Origin of the sequence: Helicobacter himalayensis (assembly GCF_001602095.1) — a bacterium.
Taxonomy (GTDB): domain Bacteria; phylum Campylobacterota; class Campylobacteria; order Campylobacterales; family Helicobacteraceae; genus Helicobacter_F; species Helicobacter_F himalayensis.
The window spans coordinates 814,080-829,381 of the sequence record NZ_CP014991.1 but is presented as its reverse complement, the minus strand read 5'-3'; the positions used below and the strand labels follow the sequence as shown (position 1 = coordinate 829,381).

Genomic DNA, 15,302 nt, shown 5'->3' with positions numbered 1-15,302 from the left:
TATGAATATTTATGACACGCTCAACCCCAAAAAAACGCATTTGCAAAAAAAATGGCTTTTTGTTTTTATCGCGCTTGTATTTGTTCTTAGCGCGGTGGTGGTGTATTTTTGGAAGTTTCACACGCCTTCATTTTCATATGAGACACTCCAGCCTACGCGCGGGGACATAAAGGCGAGTATTTCGGCTTCTGGCTCACTTTCGCCCACAAATGAAGTAGAAATTGGCAGTGTGATTTCAGGTATCGTGCTAGAAGTGCTTGTCGAGGAAAATGATCGCGTGAAAAAGGGGCAAATTCTCGCGCGTATCAATCCTGAAAGTATTAATCAAGAACTTGCACGCTATAAAGCCCAACTAAACTCCGCAAAAGCCCAACTCAAAGCAAGCGAGCAAACCTTGATAGATAAAAAGTGGAATTATGAGCGCTTGCAGGATTTGTATGATAAAACCGGGGGTAAATCGCCCTCCCTTTTGGAATTGCAAAATGCTAAGACAAGCTACACTTCTGCGCGTTCTGATGTGGATATCAAAAAAGCCTCAATCGCAGAGATTGAAACAAGCATACAAACCGCAAGCATTAATCTTAAAAATTCGCAAATCATCTCACCAATTGATGGCGTAGTGCTAACAAAAAGCGTGGAAGTTGGGCAAAGTGTGGCGGCAAGCTTTCAAGCGCCTGTGCTTTTCAAAGTCGCCGAGAATCTCGAGGAAATGCTCCTTAAAGCCTATATTTCCGAAGCAGATATTGGCAAGGTAAAAGAGGGTCAAGAAGTACATTTTAGTGTGGATTCTTACCCGGAGAGGACTTTTTTTGCAGAAGTAAATAAGGTAAATTTTGGCTCTGGCGATGGAAGCAAAAACACTTCATCAACAAGCTCTGCCAACTCCAACACAATTGTAAGCTACATTGCACGCATTGAAGTGGATAATAAATCCCTCCTTTTGCGCCCGGATATGAGTGCCACAGCTGATATTATCATCGCTAAATCGCAAAATGCCTTGCTTGTGCCTAGCTCTGCTCTTTATTTTGATTTAAACAAAGCTATGCAAAAACTCCAGCCAAAAGCGAGCAAAAATGCTTCTGTAGGCACAATATTTGGACCACCACCGCGCCCTAAGGCGCAATTTAACGCAAAAGAAAATAATGCCAGCAAAAATGGGACGCTGTGGATTCTAAAAAATGGCGTCCCAGAGGTTGTGAGCGTGGAAGTGGGAATCTCAGATGGACGATACACAGAGATTATAAGCGGTATTGATGAACGCGTGCAAATCATCACTGCGCTAAAAAATGGGAAATAAATAAATAAATAAATGGATAGGCAAAAAATGGGGCAAACTATGGAGCAGGACTTCATCGCATTGCACAATATTCATAAGACTTATGGCAAAGGTGAAAGCGCATTTGAAGCACTCAAAGGCGTGAGCTTGCGGATTGATAAAGGGGAATTTGTCGCACTTATGGGACCTAGCGGAAGTGGCAAATCAAGCCTAGCAAATATCCTTGGCACACTTGATGTAGGCACAAAGGGTGAGTATCTCTTTTGTGGTGTTAATGTTTTTAAGCTTAGTCAAAATCAGCGCGCACTTTTGCGTCGCAATTATATTGGCTTTATTTTTCAAGGCTTTAATCTTCTTGCACGCACGACAGCACTTGAAAATGTCGAGTTGCCTTTAATGTATCGCGGTATGAAAAAAGCCCAAAGAGAATCTTTAGCACTTGAAGCGCTAGAGCGCGTGGGGCTGAAAGAATGGGCAAGCCACACAAGTTCTAAGCTTAGTGGCGGACAACAACAACGTGTGGCTATCGCGCGTGCGATTGCTTCAAGACCGCTTTTTTTGCTTGCTGATGAGCCAACGGGGAATCTTGATACAAAACGTAGCGTGGAGATTATGGAAATTTTGCAAGAGCTAAACACCAATCTTGGAATCACAATCCTAATGGTGACGCACGAGCCAGATATGGCGCAGTATGCAAGCAGAGAGTTACATTTCTTAGATGGTAGGCTTTTGAGTGATTCATCAAATTTGCCCACACCACAAAACCTTGACCCACGAGAAAGCCCGCAAGAATCCAACTCACAAGGAAACTTATGATATTCAATGCTTTTTTACTTGCTTTGCGTCAGATTCGGCGCAATTTTTTGCGTGCGTTTCTTACAATGCTTGGTGTGATTATCGGCGTTGGCGCGGTGGTAGTAATGATAAATTTAGGCAAAGGCACTACACAAATGATAGGCGATAGAATCTCATCGCTTGGAAGCAATCTCTTGCTTGTTTTCCCTGCGCGTGCGATGAATCCAAGCGGCGCAAAACCTAAGCGCAATTTTAGCTTAGATGAAGTCAAAGAAGTGCGCCAAATGATGGGAGAACATATCGTGGCGCTCGCACCCATTTCTCACACTTCTGTTATGGCGCAATATCTTGCCAAAAACACCACGACAAGCGTGCAAGGCGTGGATTCTAACTTTTTTGATGTAACGCAGTGGGATACCCAAGAAGGCAGGTTTTTTAAAGATTCTGAATATCGTGTGGGAAGCACTTCTTGCCTTATCGGCGCGAGTGTGCGTAAAAATCTTTTTGAGAATGAAAATCCTTTAGGAAAAAAAATCCGCCTTAATAATATCGTCTGTGAATGCGTGGGTGTGCTAGAATCTAAGGGGCAAGGCGGTATGGGGAATGACCAAGATGATGTTATTTTACTCCCTATGAAAGCTTTTACACGATCAATCAACCCTAGCAACACATTATATTTTGTCAATCGCTTTATGATACGCCTGCAAGATGGGGTAGATTCCACACAAGCAGTAAATGCACTTACGCAGATTTTACGCAAAGTGCGCAATGTCCGTAGTGGGGAAAGAGACTCCTTTGAAATTATGGATACAAAACAAATCGCTGAAGCACTCACTTCCACAACGCAAAGACTCACCGCGCTTTTGGGGCTTATAGCGGGTGTTAGCCTCGTTGTTGGTGGTATTGGGATTATGAACATTATGCTAGTTTCAGTAACTGAACGCACGCGAGAAATCGGCACGCGTATGGCGATTGGCGCATTACAAAGCGAGGTTTTGGGGCAGTTTTTGATAGAATCTGTTACACTTAGCTCGCTTGGCGGACTTTTGGGAATCTTGTGGGCATTTTTTGCCTCGTGGGGATTAAGCGTGCAAATGGAGCTTCCATTTGTCTTTGATATACCAACAGCACTTATTGCGTTTTTGTTTTCCGCATTTATCGGAATCTTGTTTGGTTATCTCCCAGCACGCAGAGCTTCAAAGCTAAATCCAATCGATGCCCTGCGCCACGAGTGATTTACCCACCACACACAGGAGGCAAAATCACCACTTTATCACCATCTTGAAACGCATACTTAGAGTCTTTGACAATCGCGTCATTGACCGCCACAGCGCAGATTTCAAGCCATTTAGTAAGATTTGGGTTTTGTGAGAGTTTTTCTTTCAACTCCTCCATAGTAGCCACCTCTAAATCCAGTGCGCCTTCATTACTTAAAGGACCTAAAAATTCTACGCGTATCATTATCGTTCCTTTTTTGATTTGTTTGGTTATTTTGCGTGCGTATTTTACCTTTTTTGCTTGCTTAAAGTTACATTTTTTCAGAATCTACCCTAAAATATCCCTAAAAAGCAACACTTTCACACTCGCACCTTTTGGCAAATCACCACCATTTTCCTCTAAAACAATAAACGCAGTATGTGTGCCTAGATTATTAATCATCGAGCTTTGCAAACTTTTTTTAGACGCACAGCTCACCTGCAATGCACCAGATTCCACCCTTACTTCACACGCGCGAAACTCCATTCTAGAATCTGTGCGTTTCAAATCCTCCAAAAGCGTGCCATTTAAAATAAGCTGTAGTGCCCGCGTCTCACAAAGGCGCGCTAAAATCACGCGCGCAAAAAGCAAAAATGTCGCCGCGCACGAGTTTGGATAGCCGGGCAAGCCAAAAATATGCGTCTGCTTTTGCGCATTTTGGTAGATTCCATACGCGACAGGCTTTCCGGGCTTTAAGCGCACGCCTTTAAACACCACTTTGCATTCCTGCTTCATAATCTCTTTTGTAAAGTCAAAATCCCCAACGCTCATACCACCAGTTGTTACAAGCACATCGCACTGCTCTAGTGCGCTTTTATAAAGCGTCCTAATCGCCTCCTTATCATCGCCCACTTTTGGAAACAGCACGCTTGTGTGTCCTAACGCCTCCACTAGCGCGCCTAACAAATGATTATTCACGCTACGTAGGGCATTTGTGCGATTGCTCTCCTCGCCCACTTCAATAATCTCATCGCCAATGCTCAAAATCCCAACGCGCGCACGCGCAAACACTTCGACGAAAACCTCGTTATTATCTGCGAAGATTCCGATTTCAAAAGGACTTATGCGCGTTCCCTTGCGGATTAGAATCTCATCTTTTTTGTAGTTATCGCCCACTTGACGCACCCACTGCGCGCGTTTTAGAATCTGCTCTACATTTTTTAGCCTAATATAGCGCGCTCCATCTTTTTCAAACTCCTCAATATCCTCCACCAAAAGTAATGTATCAGAATCTAGTGGCATACGCGAGCCTGTGTAAGTGCGAATGGCACTTTGGGCTTCTAGAGTGTAGAGTTCCTCGCTCCCTGCTTGATTGCGCGCTTGGACTCTAAACCCATTTCTTTGCTCTGCATTTTCTCCCTTTTGTTGCGCCTTTTGCAGGCTCACAATTTCATCAAAACGCACCGCAAAGCCGTCCATCGCAGAAGTTGGTACGGGTGGGACATTGCGCTTTGCCTTAATATCGCGCGCTAAAATGCGACCCAAAGATTGATTGAATACAATTTTTTCCGTAGGCAATGCTTTGATTTCTATCGTGTTTAAAATCTCCAAAGCCTCATCATAACTTATCATCTGTCTTGTTTGAGAATCCATATTTTCACCTTTCATATCTAAGCGCCCACGCAACGCGCTATTTTTTTAAAGCAAATGCCCCATTTTATCTTTTTTGATTTGTAAATATTCTTTATTGTGCTGATTGCAGCCCACAATTATGCTGGTTCTGCTCACTTTGACATATTTTTGTATAGATTCAATCTTTAGAGGATTATTTGTCAATAGAATAATCTCCCTAATCCCAAAATGCTTGAAAATCGCACCCACAATCTCATAATCGCGCAAATCACTTGGGAATCCAAGCTCGATATTTGCATCCACCGTATCAAGCCCTTTATCCTGCAAAGCATACGCATTGACTTTATTAAAAAGCCCTATGCCTCTGCCCTCCTGTCTTAGATAGATAAGCATACCGCCAGATTCTGATTTTGCGATTTCTTTCATCGCGTATTCTAGCTCGTTGCCACAATCGCATTTCAAAGAGCCAAAAACATCGCCCGTTAAGCATTCTGAATGCAATCTCACAAGCGGAATCTTGCCTAGATTCTTCGTCCAAACAACTAAATGCTCCCTAGGACACGCGTCATCAACAAACTCTTTAAAACTCTGAATATAAAAACTCCCATATTTTGTAGGCAAATGCGCCTGCGCTGAAACTTCAAACTTCATCTTAAAAATCTCCTTACCAATGATGATAAAAACTTAGCATTACGCCACTTCCGCCAAAGCGACTAGAGGTAGGCGCAAGATTTATGTAGGTATTACTTTTTGTGATACCAAAACGCTTATCAAGCTTTGTTAGCTCAATGAGCGCACCCACAGGATCAAGCACGATAAGCACAAATTCCCCAACTGAACGCGAGCCAAAAAGCTCTCGATTGTTAGATTCTATTGCTTTGCTTGCTTGATAAAACGTCTCACCCAAAAACGAACCAAATGCAGGCGTGACGACCAAATCCTGCCAACTAGGCTTTTCTGCGAAAGCCTCGATTCCATATTCCCAAAAAATCGCACTTGCAGCGAAAGAAAAAAGCGCAGATTCAAACCAGCCAAAGCCCACCCTGCGTGGTTGCATATAATACACTGCACCCCAATAAGGGTGTGTTACCCAATTAAGCACCCAATCATCTCTATCCGCCACAGGCGAACGCGAAACTTTATGTACCCAGTTTGAGCCAAGATTGATAATCTCGCTTTTTTCCCAATTTGTAACATTCTCTGGAAGCATATAAAGCACCAACGCGCCACCAATGCTCCCAGCCAAGATAACTCCACCGCTTAAAAACACATAATCAAAACTCGGCTTAGATTCCGCAATTTTAAGCTTTGAATAATCTAGCTTTTCCGCCTGATTTGCTTGCAATACGCACACACATACGCAAAATATTAAAATTTTTACAAACAATTTAGGCAAAACATTTCTCCAAAAAGCAAAAAAAATTAAAGTTATATTCAAGATTCTAAGCTTGGCGGGATTTATTTTTAAAAACACAATCCCTCGCTTGCAAGTTCTTAGATTTTCTTAGGTTTTTCAAGGGCGGGAATTCTACAATATTTTGTCTAACCAAATGCTAGAGTTTAGCAGTTAAATGCCTCTCTTGTGCTAAAATGTGATGTTTCAAATAAGCAACCTTTAAGGAAAACACTATGAAAGAATCTAGAGATTTTCAAAAGTTTAGCGCCTTTGATTTGCGTTGGGCGCTTTCACTTTTTGGCACAGCCGTAGGTGCTGGAATCCTTATGTTACCCATTCGCGCGGGCACTGGGGGCTTTTATCCTGTCATTGTGATGATGCTTTTGATATTCCCTATGGTGTGGCTTTCTCATCGCGGACTTTCATTCTTTGTCTTAAAAGCAAGCGGAAGCGACAAAGACATCACGCACGCAGTTGAGGAATATTGGGGGTGTAAGGCGGGCTTTTTTATCACTCTGCTCTACTTTTTTGCAATTTATCCCATTTGCTTGGTGTATGGCGTTGGGATTACCAACACTTTTGGGAGCTTTTTTGTCAATCAATTGGGAATTGAAGGCTTTTTTGAAGTGGTAAAAAACTCGCAAGGCGAGGAAGTGCGCCAACTTTTGCCAATAGCACGCGCATTCTTAGCCTTTGTGTTAGTTAGCGCGCTTATGGCTATTATGTTGCTCAAAGAAGAAACCATCACAAAAATTTGCACGATTCTTGTGTATCCGCTTTGTTTTGTGCTTTTTGCTTTTTCAATTTACCTTATTCCCTATTGGAATTTTGAAAGCCTCAAGCAAGTCCCACCACTAAGCGAGTTTGTTAGCGTTGTGTGGCTGACTTTGCCTGTGCTTGTTTTTTCATTCAACCACTCACCGGCAATCTCAACTTTCACCCTAAGTCTTAAGCGCAGATACAAAAGCCACGCGGAATTTAAAAGCAATCAGATTCTTTTTAATACTTCTCTTATGCTGCTAGTATTTGTAATGTTTTTTGTATTTTCGTGTATTTTATGCCTAGATTCTCAAGATTTCGTGCTTGCAAGAGAGGCAAATCTCCCTATACTTTCTTATTTTGCAAATAAGTTTCAAGTCGATGCGCCTTTGGTGGGCTATGGTGCGCCTTTGGTTGCGTTTTTAGCGATTACTTCGTCATTTTTTGGACATTATTTTGGCGCGAGTGAAGGGTTAAATGGTATCGTGCGCAAAAGCTTTGAACTAAGAGGCAAACAAGCACCAAACACAAAAACCACACATATTTTTACGACAATTTTTATGTATAGCACGCTTATTGTTGTCGCGTATCTTAATCCAAGCATTTTGGATTTCATAGAGAGCTTAGGCGGTCCTATTATCGCGACAATTCTTTTTATAATGCCACTTGTTGGCTTGTATAGCGTGAATGCGCTGAAATGCTATCGCAATGTATGGGTGGATATATTTTTGCTTATCACGGGCTTACTGACAATCTTTAGTGTTATGTATAAAATGACGCTTTAAAAAGCCAGCTTTAAGCTAAAAGCCAAAAAGCTTAAGCTAGAATGCCACCTCGTTTTTTGTGCGCTTATTTTTAGGTTTATGGGTGTGAAATCACAATTTTTTAGGGGGATTTTTTGAGAATCTTGCATCTTTGTACTTCGGATTCTGGTGGGGCTGGCAGAGCAATGCTACGCTTACACAAAGCATTGCTAAATCAAAATGTAGATTCTCTTGTGCTGACGCAAGAAAAAACTTCTGACTTGCCAAGTGTCTTGCGTCTTGCAAAGACAAAACCACAAAAGCTAATGGAAAAGATTCGCCCTGCGCTCTCACAGCTTCCCTTAGCTTTTTATCCTCAAAGGCAAAAAGATGTATTCTCCCCTAATGGATTGTCTAATAAAGCCCTTATAAAAGCTATTAAAGAGCTAAAACCTGACATCTTGCATTTACATTGGATTGCAGGGGGATTTTTAAATTTTAAGGACCTAGAAGCACTTGATATGCCAATGCTTTGGAGCCTACATGACGCCAACCCCTATACAGGCGGCTGCCACTACGTGGCAGCCGCCTGTATAGGGGTTGGCGTTCATTGTAAAAAATGCCCACTCTTAAATTCTAGGCATATTTTTGATCTTAGCTTTTGGACTTTTAGGGTAAAAGAAAAAACCTACCCAAAACTTAATCTCACCATTAATGGACTTAGTCGCTGGATAGCTAATTGCGCTAAAGAATCCTTGCTTTTAGGGAATAAACCAATTATCAACCTTCCAAATCCCATCGACACAAATATTTACAAACCTATCTCAAAAACAATCGCAAGAGATTTGCTCGGATTAGATAGCGAGAAAAAAATCATCACTTTTGGCGCGATACAAGCCACAAGTATAGACAGAAAAGGCTATCCACAACTAAAAGGCGCGCTAAAGATTCTCAAAAATAAAATCAATATGCGCCTAATCGTCTTTGGCGCAAGCAATGGGGAAAGTATCGAGGGGATAGAAACGCTTTATCTAGGGCATTTGAGTGATGATATTGCACTAAGGATAGTGTATAGTCTTTCAGATGTTGTTGTGATGCCAAGCCTAGTGGAATCTTTTGGACAAGTGGCACTAGAATCTCTTGCTTGTGGCACGCCAGCGGTTGCCTTTGATACAAGCGGCTTGAAAGATATTATCGACCACAAGATAAATGGCTACCTCGCTAAGCCTTATGATGAGACTGATTTGGCACGAGGCATACTCTATGTGCTAGAAAATGCCAAAACTCTAAGTCCAAATGCACGCGCGAAAGCTACGCAAAGTTTTGATTCTAAGCTCGTTGCGAAGCAGTATTTGCGTGCATACCAGAATCTAGCGCAAGGCTTTGAAGCCAATGAGGGGGGGGGGCAATGGCAGCATAGATTCTTAGAATCCTTTGTCCGCATTTTCACCCAAGATTCTGCAGATTCTCTTACACTAACCAAACAACTTTCAAAATCTCATCTTTTTGATTTTCTCTCCGCAGATTCTACACACTACATTGCCTTTGGTGCGATTTCTGGGACAAATATTAGTCGCAAAGGTTACAGTGAACTTATACAAGCCTTAAAAATTTTGCGTGAGAAAAACCCTAAGCAAACTTTCGAACTTCTCGTCTTTGGCTCAAGCTCTGGGGAGCAAATCGCTGGTATCAAAACGCATTTCCTAGGAATGAAATATGATGATGAAAGCCTAAGGCTCATCTACAACGCCGCAAGTGTCTTTGTAACACCGAGTTTAGCTGAAAATCTAAGCAACGCCATTATGGAATCTCTTGCTTGTGGCACGCCTGTGGTGGCGTTTGATATAGGCGGAAATGGCGATATGATAAGCCACAAGCAAAATGGCTATCTAGCAAGCAATATAGAGGGTTTAGCGCAAGGCATTTCTTGGGTTTTAGAATCTAAACATTATTCTAAACTCTCCCAAAACGCACGAAAAAAGGTGCTAGATAATTTCAATGCAGCAAATATCGCGCAAAAATATATAAATCAATACGCGCAGATTCTAGGCCTTGAAGCCATTGAGGGGGGGGGGCAATATGATGTAATTCTTTGCCTTACTTCCTGCTGTATTGATAATTTTTTACACTCTATACTTCTTTTAAAATTTCAAACTACCAATTCTATTTCTAACCCTAAAAAGCAAGAAGTCGCCAACTTTTCACATATTTTTACGCAAAATTTTTCACATTATTCACACTCATATTTCCCCGTATTAGGGAGATACTCGGATAAATCCTATGTCGCTTAGAATCCTATGTGGAAAAATATGTGAAAAGAAAGATTTAGAAAATCTTTTCACCTCCTTGCAGGCAAATCGCACGCAAGATTTCATAATTTTTGCTCCAAAAAATCTTTTAAACACAATCACAAAACCCCCGCACGCTCATATAATCTTGCAAGATTCCACGCAAGCACAAATAGAACATATTGATTTTCTCTACTTGCCAGATAGCGCGCAGATAGAATCCGCCATAAAAGTGCAAATCCCCTACTTTAGCGATATTAAAAGCCCAAATCCCATAAAGCAGATTCTAAAGGCGATTAAAAATCTCTGTGAAGATATGTTAGATTTTACCGCGCTTTGCTTGGCTAAGATTCTCACAAAGCTTTCAGTAATTTTTAAAAAGTCCAAAAACCAAAAGCGTAAGCTTGCTATTCTCCGCACTGACGCAATTGGGGATTATTTGCTATTTCGTAATTTTTTGCCCTACTTTTATGGGCGTTTTGGCAAAATCACGCTTATTGGGAATACCGCTTACAGCGAACTTGCACTAAGTTTTGATAAGCAATATTTGGAGGAATTTATCCCACTTGATATAAGGCGCTTTTCACGCAATCCACTCTATCGCTTTCAAAGCGTCTATAAAATTGCGCACTTAGAGTTTGAAACTGCGATTAATCCGATTTTTAGCCGCGATAAAACAAGTGAAAAGATTACGAAAATAATACGCGCGCGCCAAAAATACGCCCCAAAAGGTGATTTAAACAACCTCAACGCAAAGGATTATGCGCGTTTTGCCAAAAACTACACTTTGCTGACATCGTGCAAAGAAGGTGTTATGTTTGAGTTTGAGCGCAATGCCGAATTTGCAACTGCGCTTTTAGGCAAAACTATATTCCCACCGCTCACGCTGGAGCTTGGAGATTACGCGTTGCAAGAATTTGAGTGCTTCAATCTTCCAAAGCCTTATGTAGTGCTTTTCATCGGAGCAAGTGCTTCTTGGCGCAAATGGGATATAAAAAAATTTTACGAAGTTGGTTTGTGGCACTTGTCAAAAGGTTTTCATGTGGTGATTTGCGGAGGAAAGGAGGATTCTCAAAATGGTGAGAATCTAGCAAATATGCTAAACACACAAAGCGACGCTACAAAGCAAACTAAAGGTTTTCGCGCCTTTAATCTCTGCGGAAAAACAACTCTTTGCGCGTTAGCGCGAGTCGTGTATAACGGCAATCATCTAGTGAGCAATGAGACTTCATGTGCGCATCTTGCCGCAACGCTTAGACACGACATAAGTATTTATGTCGTGTCTAACGGCAATCATCTCTATAGATTTACCCCCTACCCTTGTAGGGTAAGGGGTAAATACTATGGAATCTATCACCCAATTATCGACAAAAATCTATGCGCGTATGCGTTTCTCTCAAACTATATGCAAAATCCAAGTCGCCTTGACATTAACCAAATCACATCACAAAGAGTGATTGAGGTTATTGAAAACACGCTAGATTCTTAAAAATAACTTTAAAAAAGGAGAAACAATGAAACTATCTCAAAAAATGCCCTTAGCATTACTTTTGCTTCTAATAGGGGGGGGGGATATTAATAACCCTTAAACCATCTCACCCCTTACAAATAGATGATGTTTGGATGTTTTTTAATATCCTACAACAAAAGCCTATTTTTGCTGGTTACAATCCTTTGGCTGGGAGATTCTATCCTCTTGCATTTATGGATTTAAATCTCCTTATGCAATTTTCTTCATCACCTCTTGTCTATTTTGCTTTCAATGCGCTAGAGTTTTGCATTATGGCTTGTGCGCTTTATTACCTTGCAAGCAGATTTTTTAGCCCGCTTGGTAGCTTGGGTGCGTGCCTTATTGTGTTTGCGAATGTTGGATTTATCACAATTATAAGCGGGATTTGCTTCCCTGAACGCAATCAAATGTTGTTTTTGATTCTTTTTATGGTGTGTATTTGGCATATATTTGGCAACGGCACAGAATCTAGACATTCTACTTATATGCTTTGCTTTCTCTTTGCATTTCTTAGCCTTTTTTTTAAAGAAACAGACTTTATAGCCATTTTTACTTTTAGTGGGCTTTTTTTGCTCCTTGCTCTTTTGCAAAAACAAAAACTCTCAAAAAGACAAACCGCTTTACTCATAATGCTTATTCTTGCCTCTCTTGGCTTTGTGTTGTTTTATCTCCTCTACATACTTCCACAGATAACCCAAAGCTACACGACAAATCATAAAGTCTCTGGCATCACCTACATAAAAGAGTTTGTAAATGTCTTTTTAAATCACCCTTTTATTTTTGTTTTCTTACCATTGCTCTTGCTGTGGAGGATAAAGGATTTTTTGAAAACAAAAACTTTCTACCCGCTCTATGATGCCTGTGTGTTAAGCGCACTTGGCTTAGGAGCAAGCTATTTTGTGCTAGGGCTTTTTAGTGTGTATTATTTTATGCCTTGCTATTGCTTGGGATTCTTAGGCGCTTTGTATTTTTTGAAAAACTTTCAAGGCAAAGGCTTAAAGATATCTTTTATTTTGGCGTTAATCTTGCATTTATGTATCAATCTCCCGCTAAGCCTTAGCACTTACACACATACCAAGCTTTTCCCACCGCATTATGCAAACGCTATGAAATTTTTAGCAAATTATACAAAAGAGCAAACACACACAAATATTTATCTCTTAGGACAAAATCGCAATCCTGATGGAATGATGTTTTATGACTTTATGAAAAAATTTTTATTGCATTTTGGTGCAAGAGATTTTGACCTTTTGACAAACAAAGACAATCCTCAATCAGTATCTAGCATAGCAGATTCTACTTCTAGCTATACTATTTTCAACTCCCTTGAGGTTCATACACCAAAAAATGGGGATTTGCTCTATTTGGATTTTAACACCAGAGAATATGTTGATGATACATTTATAGCAAATCTCAAAAAGTGCTACACCCTCATTTATGAGTCGCAATATTTTGGATTCTATAATTTCAATGTGAAAGCATTAATAAAGTTCCTAACCCTCCAAACAGAGTCTTATAAAAAATATCAAAATATCAATGACAGAATCTCAAACAATATCTTTGGTGCGCCAAATGCAATCTATATTTTCAAAGTGCCTTGACGAAAACAGACTTTGTCGCTTTTTATGCTAATAGAGGGAAAATTTGCTACAATTGTGCACAAATAAATTTCTATTGTAAGGAATACAAAAGCAATGACAATCAACCTACAAGACAAACCACTAACGCCCGATGAGCGCGTGGGCGTGCAAGCCCTGCTAGATTCTCAAAATCCTGCAATAAGCGATGATTTGGAGCAAATTTGGTATTTGATGGATAAAGTTTGGGACGAGATGGGTTGCGACAATAAAAACCTAGATTGGGATAAAATCGCGCTGTATTATAAGCACCCGATATGGCTACTCAATGGGCTTTTTGTAGAATCTCATAAGCTGTCAATATCCGTTAGAAAAGCCATCGCACGCTATATCGCGCAAAAGGGTTTTAAACGCATTTGTGATTATGGTGGTGGGTTTGGCACACTTGCAAAAGAAATTGCCCTAGCCTGCCCAGATTCACAAATTGATATTTATGAGCCATTTCCTAGTGAATACGGCAAGCATTGCATAGCGCAATTTTCAAATATCCATTTTGTAAGCGAGCTTAAGACAGATACTTATGACTGCCTTGTTTCAACTGATGTGCTAGAGCACGTGGATAATGTGCTGGAGTGCTTTGAAGGTATGCTAGATTCTGTAAAAATTGGTGGTGAAGCGCTTATTGGCAATTGCTTTTACCCCGTGATTAAATGCCATTTGCCCAAAAATTTTCACTATCGCTATACTTTCAAATATTTTGCGCGCGCGATGGGCGTGAGATTTGATGGAATGATAGAAAACACAGGCTATGTGGAAGCATACATCAAAATGCAAAAAGCAGATTCTAAAAGCTTTAAAATCGTAATTGGGGGGGGGGGCAAGCAAACTACTCTTTGTGCTAATTGGGTTGCTTGAGCCACTGCGCCCACTTGCACGCACAATCAAACGCAAAATCAAAAAATTATAAACTTTACACAAATCTAAAAGCACGATTTTATCGCGAATTCTGAGAACTTTCAGCTTGCGCGATGAGCGATAATCTCGCTTTTAACACAAGCTATTCTAACAATCGCAAGGCTTGATTCAGAATCTAAAAGAGAATGTCTAATGAATACAAATAAATAGCTGACAAGTTTTAATAATTTCAATGCTTAAATTTCACTAAAATCATCTCACAAGGCTTGACTTTTGAGTTTGAAACCATTATAATCACGCTTTTTTTAACTAAAGATTGGGGTATCGCCAAGCGGTAAGGCACCTGGTTTTGGTCCAGGCATTCAGAGGTTCGAATCCTTTTACCCCAGCCATTCTAAAGGCTTTTTAATTCTCCAAAATTAAGCATCCTTAATTTTCCTAACGCGGGGTAGAGCAGTCCGGTAGCTCGTTGGGCTCATAACCCAAAGGTCGGCGGTTCAAATCCGTCCCCCGCAACCAAATCTCACCAAAAACACCAACTCTGATAAATTTCTCCCCTAAATCTTTGCATTAAAAAAGGATTTTGCTATAATGCGCGCCTTAAAATCCAAACAAATCCCTTAAGGAGCGAATATGGCTATCGGTATGAGTGAATTAAAAAAAGGCTTAAAAATAGAAATTGACAAGATTCCTTATAGAATCGTAGAGTATCAACATGTAAAACCCGGCAAGGGAGCGGCTTTCGTGCGCGCGAAAATCAAGTCATTTTTAGATGGCAAGGTGATTGAGAAAACTTTCCACGCAGGCGATAAGTGCGATGAGCCAAACTTGCAAGAAAAAACAATGCAATACCTCTACCACGACGGCGAAACCTATCAATTTATGGACAATGAAACTTATGAGCAAGTCGCACTTAGCGAGGCACAAGTAGGAGATGCAGGAAAATGGATCATCGATGGCGTGAGCGTGCAGGTGCTTTTCCACAATGATAAGGCGATTTCTGTGGATGCACCACAAGTTGTCGAACTAAAAATCATTGAAACTGCGCCAAACTTCAAAGGCGACACTTCATCAGCTGGTAAAAAACCAGCTACACTTGAAACTGGTGCAGTGGTGCAAATCCCTTTCCATGTATTAGAAGGCGAGACAATCCGCGTTAATACCGAAACTGGGGAATATTTAGAAAAAGTAAAATAATCGCGCACTGGGATTCT

Annotated in this window: 13 protein-coding genes and 2 tRNA genes; 11 read left to right on the top strand and 4 right to left on the bottom strand. The window is 40.8% G+C overall.

What is annotated here, in order from left to right; translation table 11 throughout:
- The first annotated feature begins 1 nt into the window (after position 1).
- Genes A3217_RS04045 through A3217_RS04035 form a run of 3 tightly spaced genes read left to right on the top strand, consistent with a single transcriptional unit; the run spans position 2 to position 3,306 of the window.
- Positions 2 to 1,297: an efflux RND transporter periplasmic adaptor subunit gene (locus tag A3217_RS04045; protein ID WP_066388220.1), complete on the top strand. Its 1,296-nt coding sequence runs from the start codon at positions 2 to 4 to the stop codon at positions 1,295 to 1,297.
- A gap of 27 nt (positions 1,298 to 1,324) precedes the next feature.
- Positions 1,325 to 2,092 carry an ABC transporter ATP-binding protein gene (locus tag A3217_RS04040; RefSeq protein WP_417935353.1) on the top strand — a complete coding sequence of 256 codons (768 nt, stop codon included), beginning with the start codon at positions 1,325 to 1,327 and terminating at the stop codon, positions 2,090 to 2,092.
- Positions 2,089 to 3,306, top strand: a complete 1,218-nt coding sequence (locus tag A3217_RS04035; protein WP_066388218.1) for an ABC transporter permease — start codon at positions 2,089 to 2,091, stop codon at positions 3,304 to 3,306. Before A3217_RS04040 ends, A3217_RS04035 begins: the two co-directional genes overlap by 4 nt.
- Before the next feature lies 1 nt (position 3,307).
- Here the strand turns inward: A3217_RS04035 and A3217_RS04030 are convergent, their stop codons facing one another.
- The 4 genes from A3217_RS04030 to A3217_RS04015 all read right to left on the bottom strand — a co-directional run bounded on the left by A3217_RS04030 (position 3,308) and on the right by A3217_RS04015 (position 6,296).
- Positions 3,308 to 3,532 carry a MoaD/ThiS family protein gene (locus A3217_RS04030; protein WP_066388216.1) on the bottom strand — a complete coding sequence of 75 codons (225 nt, stop codon included), beginning with the start codon at positions 3,530 to 3,532 and terminating at the stop codon, positions 3,308 to 3,310.
- Positions 3,533 to 3,616: 84 nt separating this feature from the next.
- Entirely contained in the window at positions 3,617 to 4,936 is a 1,320-nt protein-coding gene (locus A3217_RS04025; protein WP_231860279.1) for a molybdopterin molybdotransferase MoeA, read from the bottom strand.
- 30 nt (positions 4,937 to 4,966) lie between these two features.
- Positions 4,967 to 5,551, bottom strand: coding sequence for a GTP cyclohydrolase II (gene ribA / locus A3217_RS04020; RefSeq protein WP_066388213.1), 585 nt, complete (start codon positions 5,549 to 5,551; stop codon positions 4,967 to 4,969).
- A gap of 13 nt (positions 5,552 to 5,564) precedes the next feature.
- Positions 5,565 to 6,296, bottom strand: a complete 732-nt coding sequence (locus A3217_RS04015; protein ID WP_231860278.1) for a DUF3943 domain-containing protein — start codon at positions 6,294 to 6,296, stop codon at positions 5,565 to 5,567.
- Positions 6,297 to 6,529: 233 nt separating this feature from the next.
- Here A3217_RS04015 and A3217_RS04010 point away from each other — a divergent pair, with 233 nt between their 5' ends.
- The 8 genes from A3217_RS04010 to efp all read left to right on the top strand — a co-directional run bounded on the left by A3217_RS04010 (position 6,530) and on the right by efp (position 15,285).
- Positions 6,530 to 7,840, top strand: coding sequence for an SLC5/6 family protein (locus A3217_RS04010; RefSeq protein WP_066388209.1), 1,311 nt, complete (start codon positions 6,530 to 6,532; stop codon positions 7,838 to 7,840).
- Between the two features lie 113 nt (positions 7,841 to 7,953).
- Positions 7,954 to 10,089 carry a glycosyltransferase gene (locus tag A3217_RS04005; protein ID WP_082807869.1) on the top strand — a complete coding sequence of 712 codons (2,136 nt, stop codon included), beginning with the start codon at positions 7,954 to 7,956 and terminating at the stop codon, positions 10,087 to 10,089.
- A complete protein-coding gene (locus tag A3217_RS04000) occupies positions 10,079 to 11,575 on the top strand; it encodes a glycosyltransferase family 9 protein (RefSeq protein WP_066388206.1) in 1,497 nt (498 codons plus the stop codon). The genes A3217_RS04005 and A3217_RS04000 overlap by 11 nt, the downstream gene beginning before the upstream one ends.
- Positions 11,576 to 11,709: 134 nt before the next feature.
- A complete protein-coding gene (locus A3217_RS03995) occupies positions 11,710 to 13,197 on the top strand; it encodes a hypothetical protein (protein WP_066388203.1) in 1,488 nt (495 codons plus the stop codon).
- A 93-nt stretch (positions 13,198 to 13,290) separates the two neighbouring features.
- Complete coding sequence (locus A3217_RS03990) at positions 13,291 to 14,088, top strand: class I SAM-dependent methyltransferase (RefSeq protein ID WP_231860277.1); 798 nt, start codon at positions 13,291 to 13,293, stop codon at positions 14,086 to 14,088.
- 317 nt (positions 14,089 to 14,405) lie between these two features.
- Positions 14,406 to 14,480: transfer RNA gene (locus A3217_RS03985), tRNA-Gln, on the top strand.
- Positions 14,481 to 14,530: 50 nt separating this feature from the next.
- A tRNA-Met gene (locus A3217_RS03980) sits at positions 14,531 to 14,607 on the top strand.
- A 114-nt stretch (positions 14,608 to 14,721) separates the two neighbouring features.
- A complete protein-coding gene (gene efp, locus A3217_RS03975) occupies positions 14,722 to 15,285 on the top strand; it encodes an elongation factor P (protein WP_066388200.1) in 564 nt (187 codons plus the stop codon).
- Positions 15,286 to 15,302 lie beyond the last annotated feature (17 nt).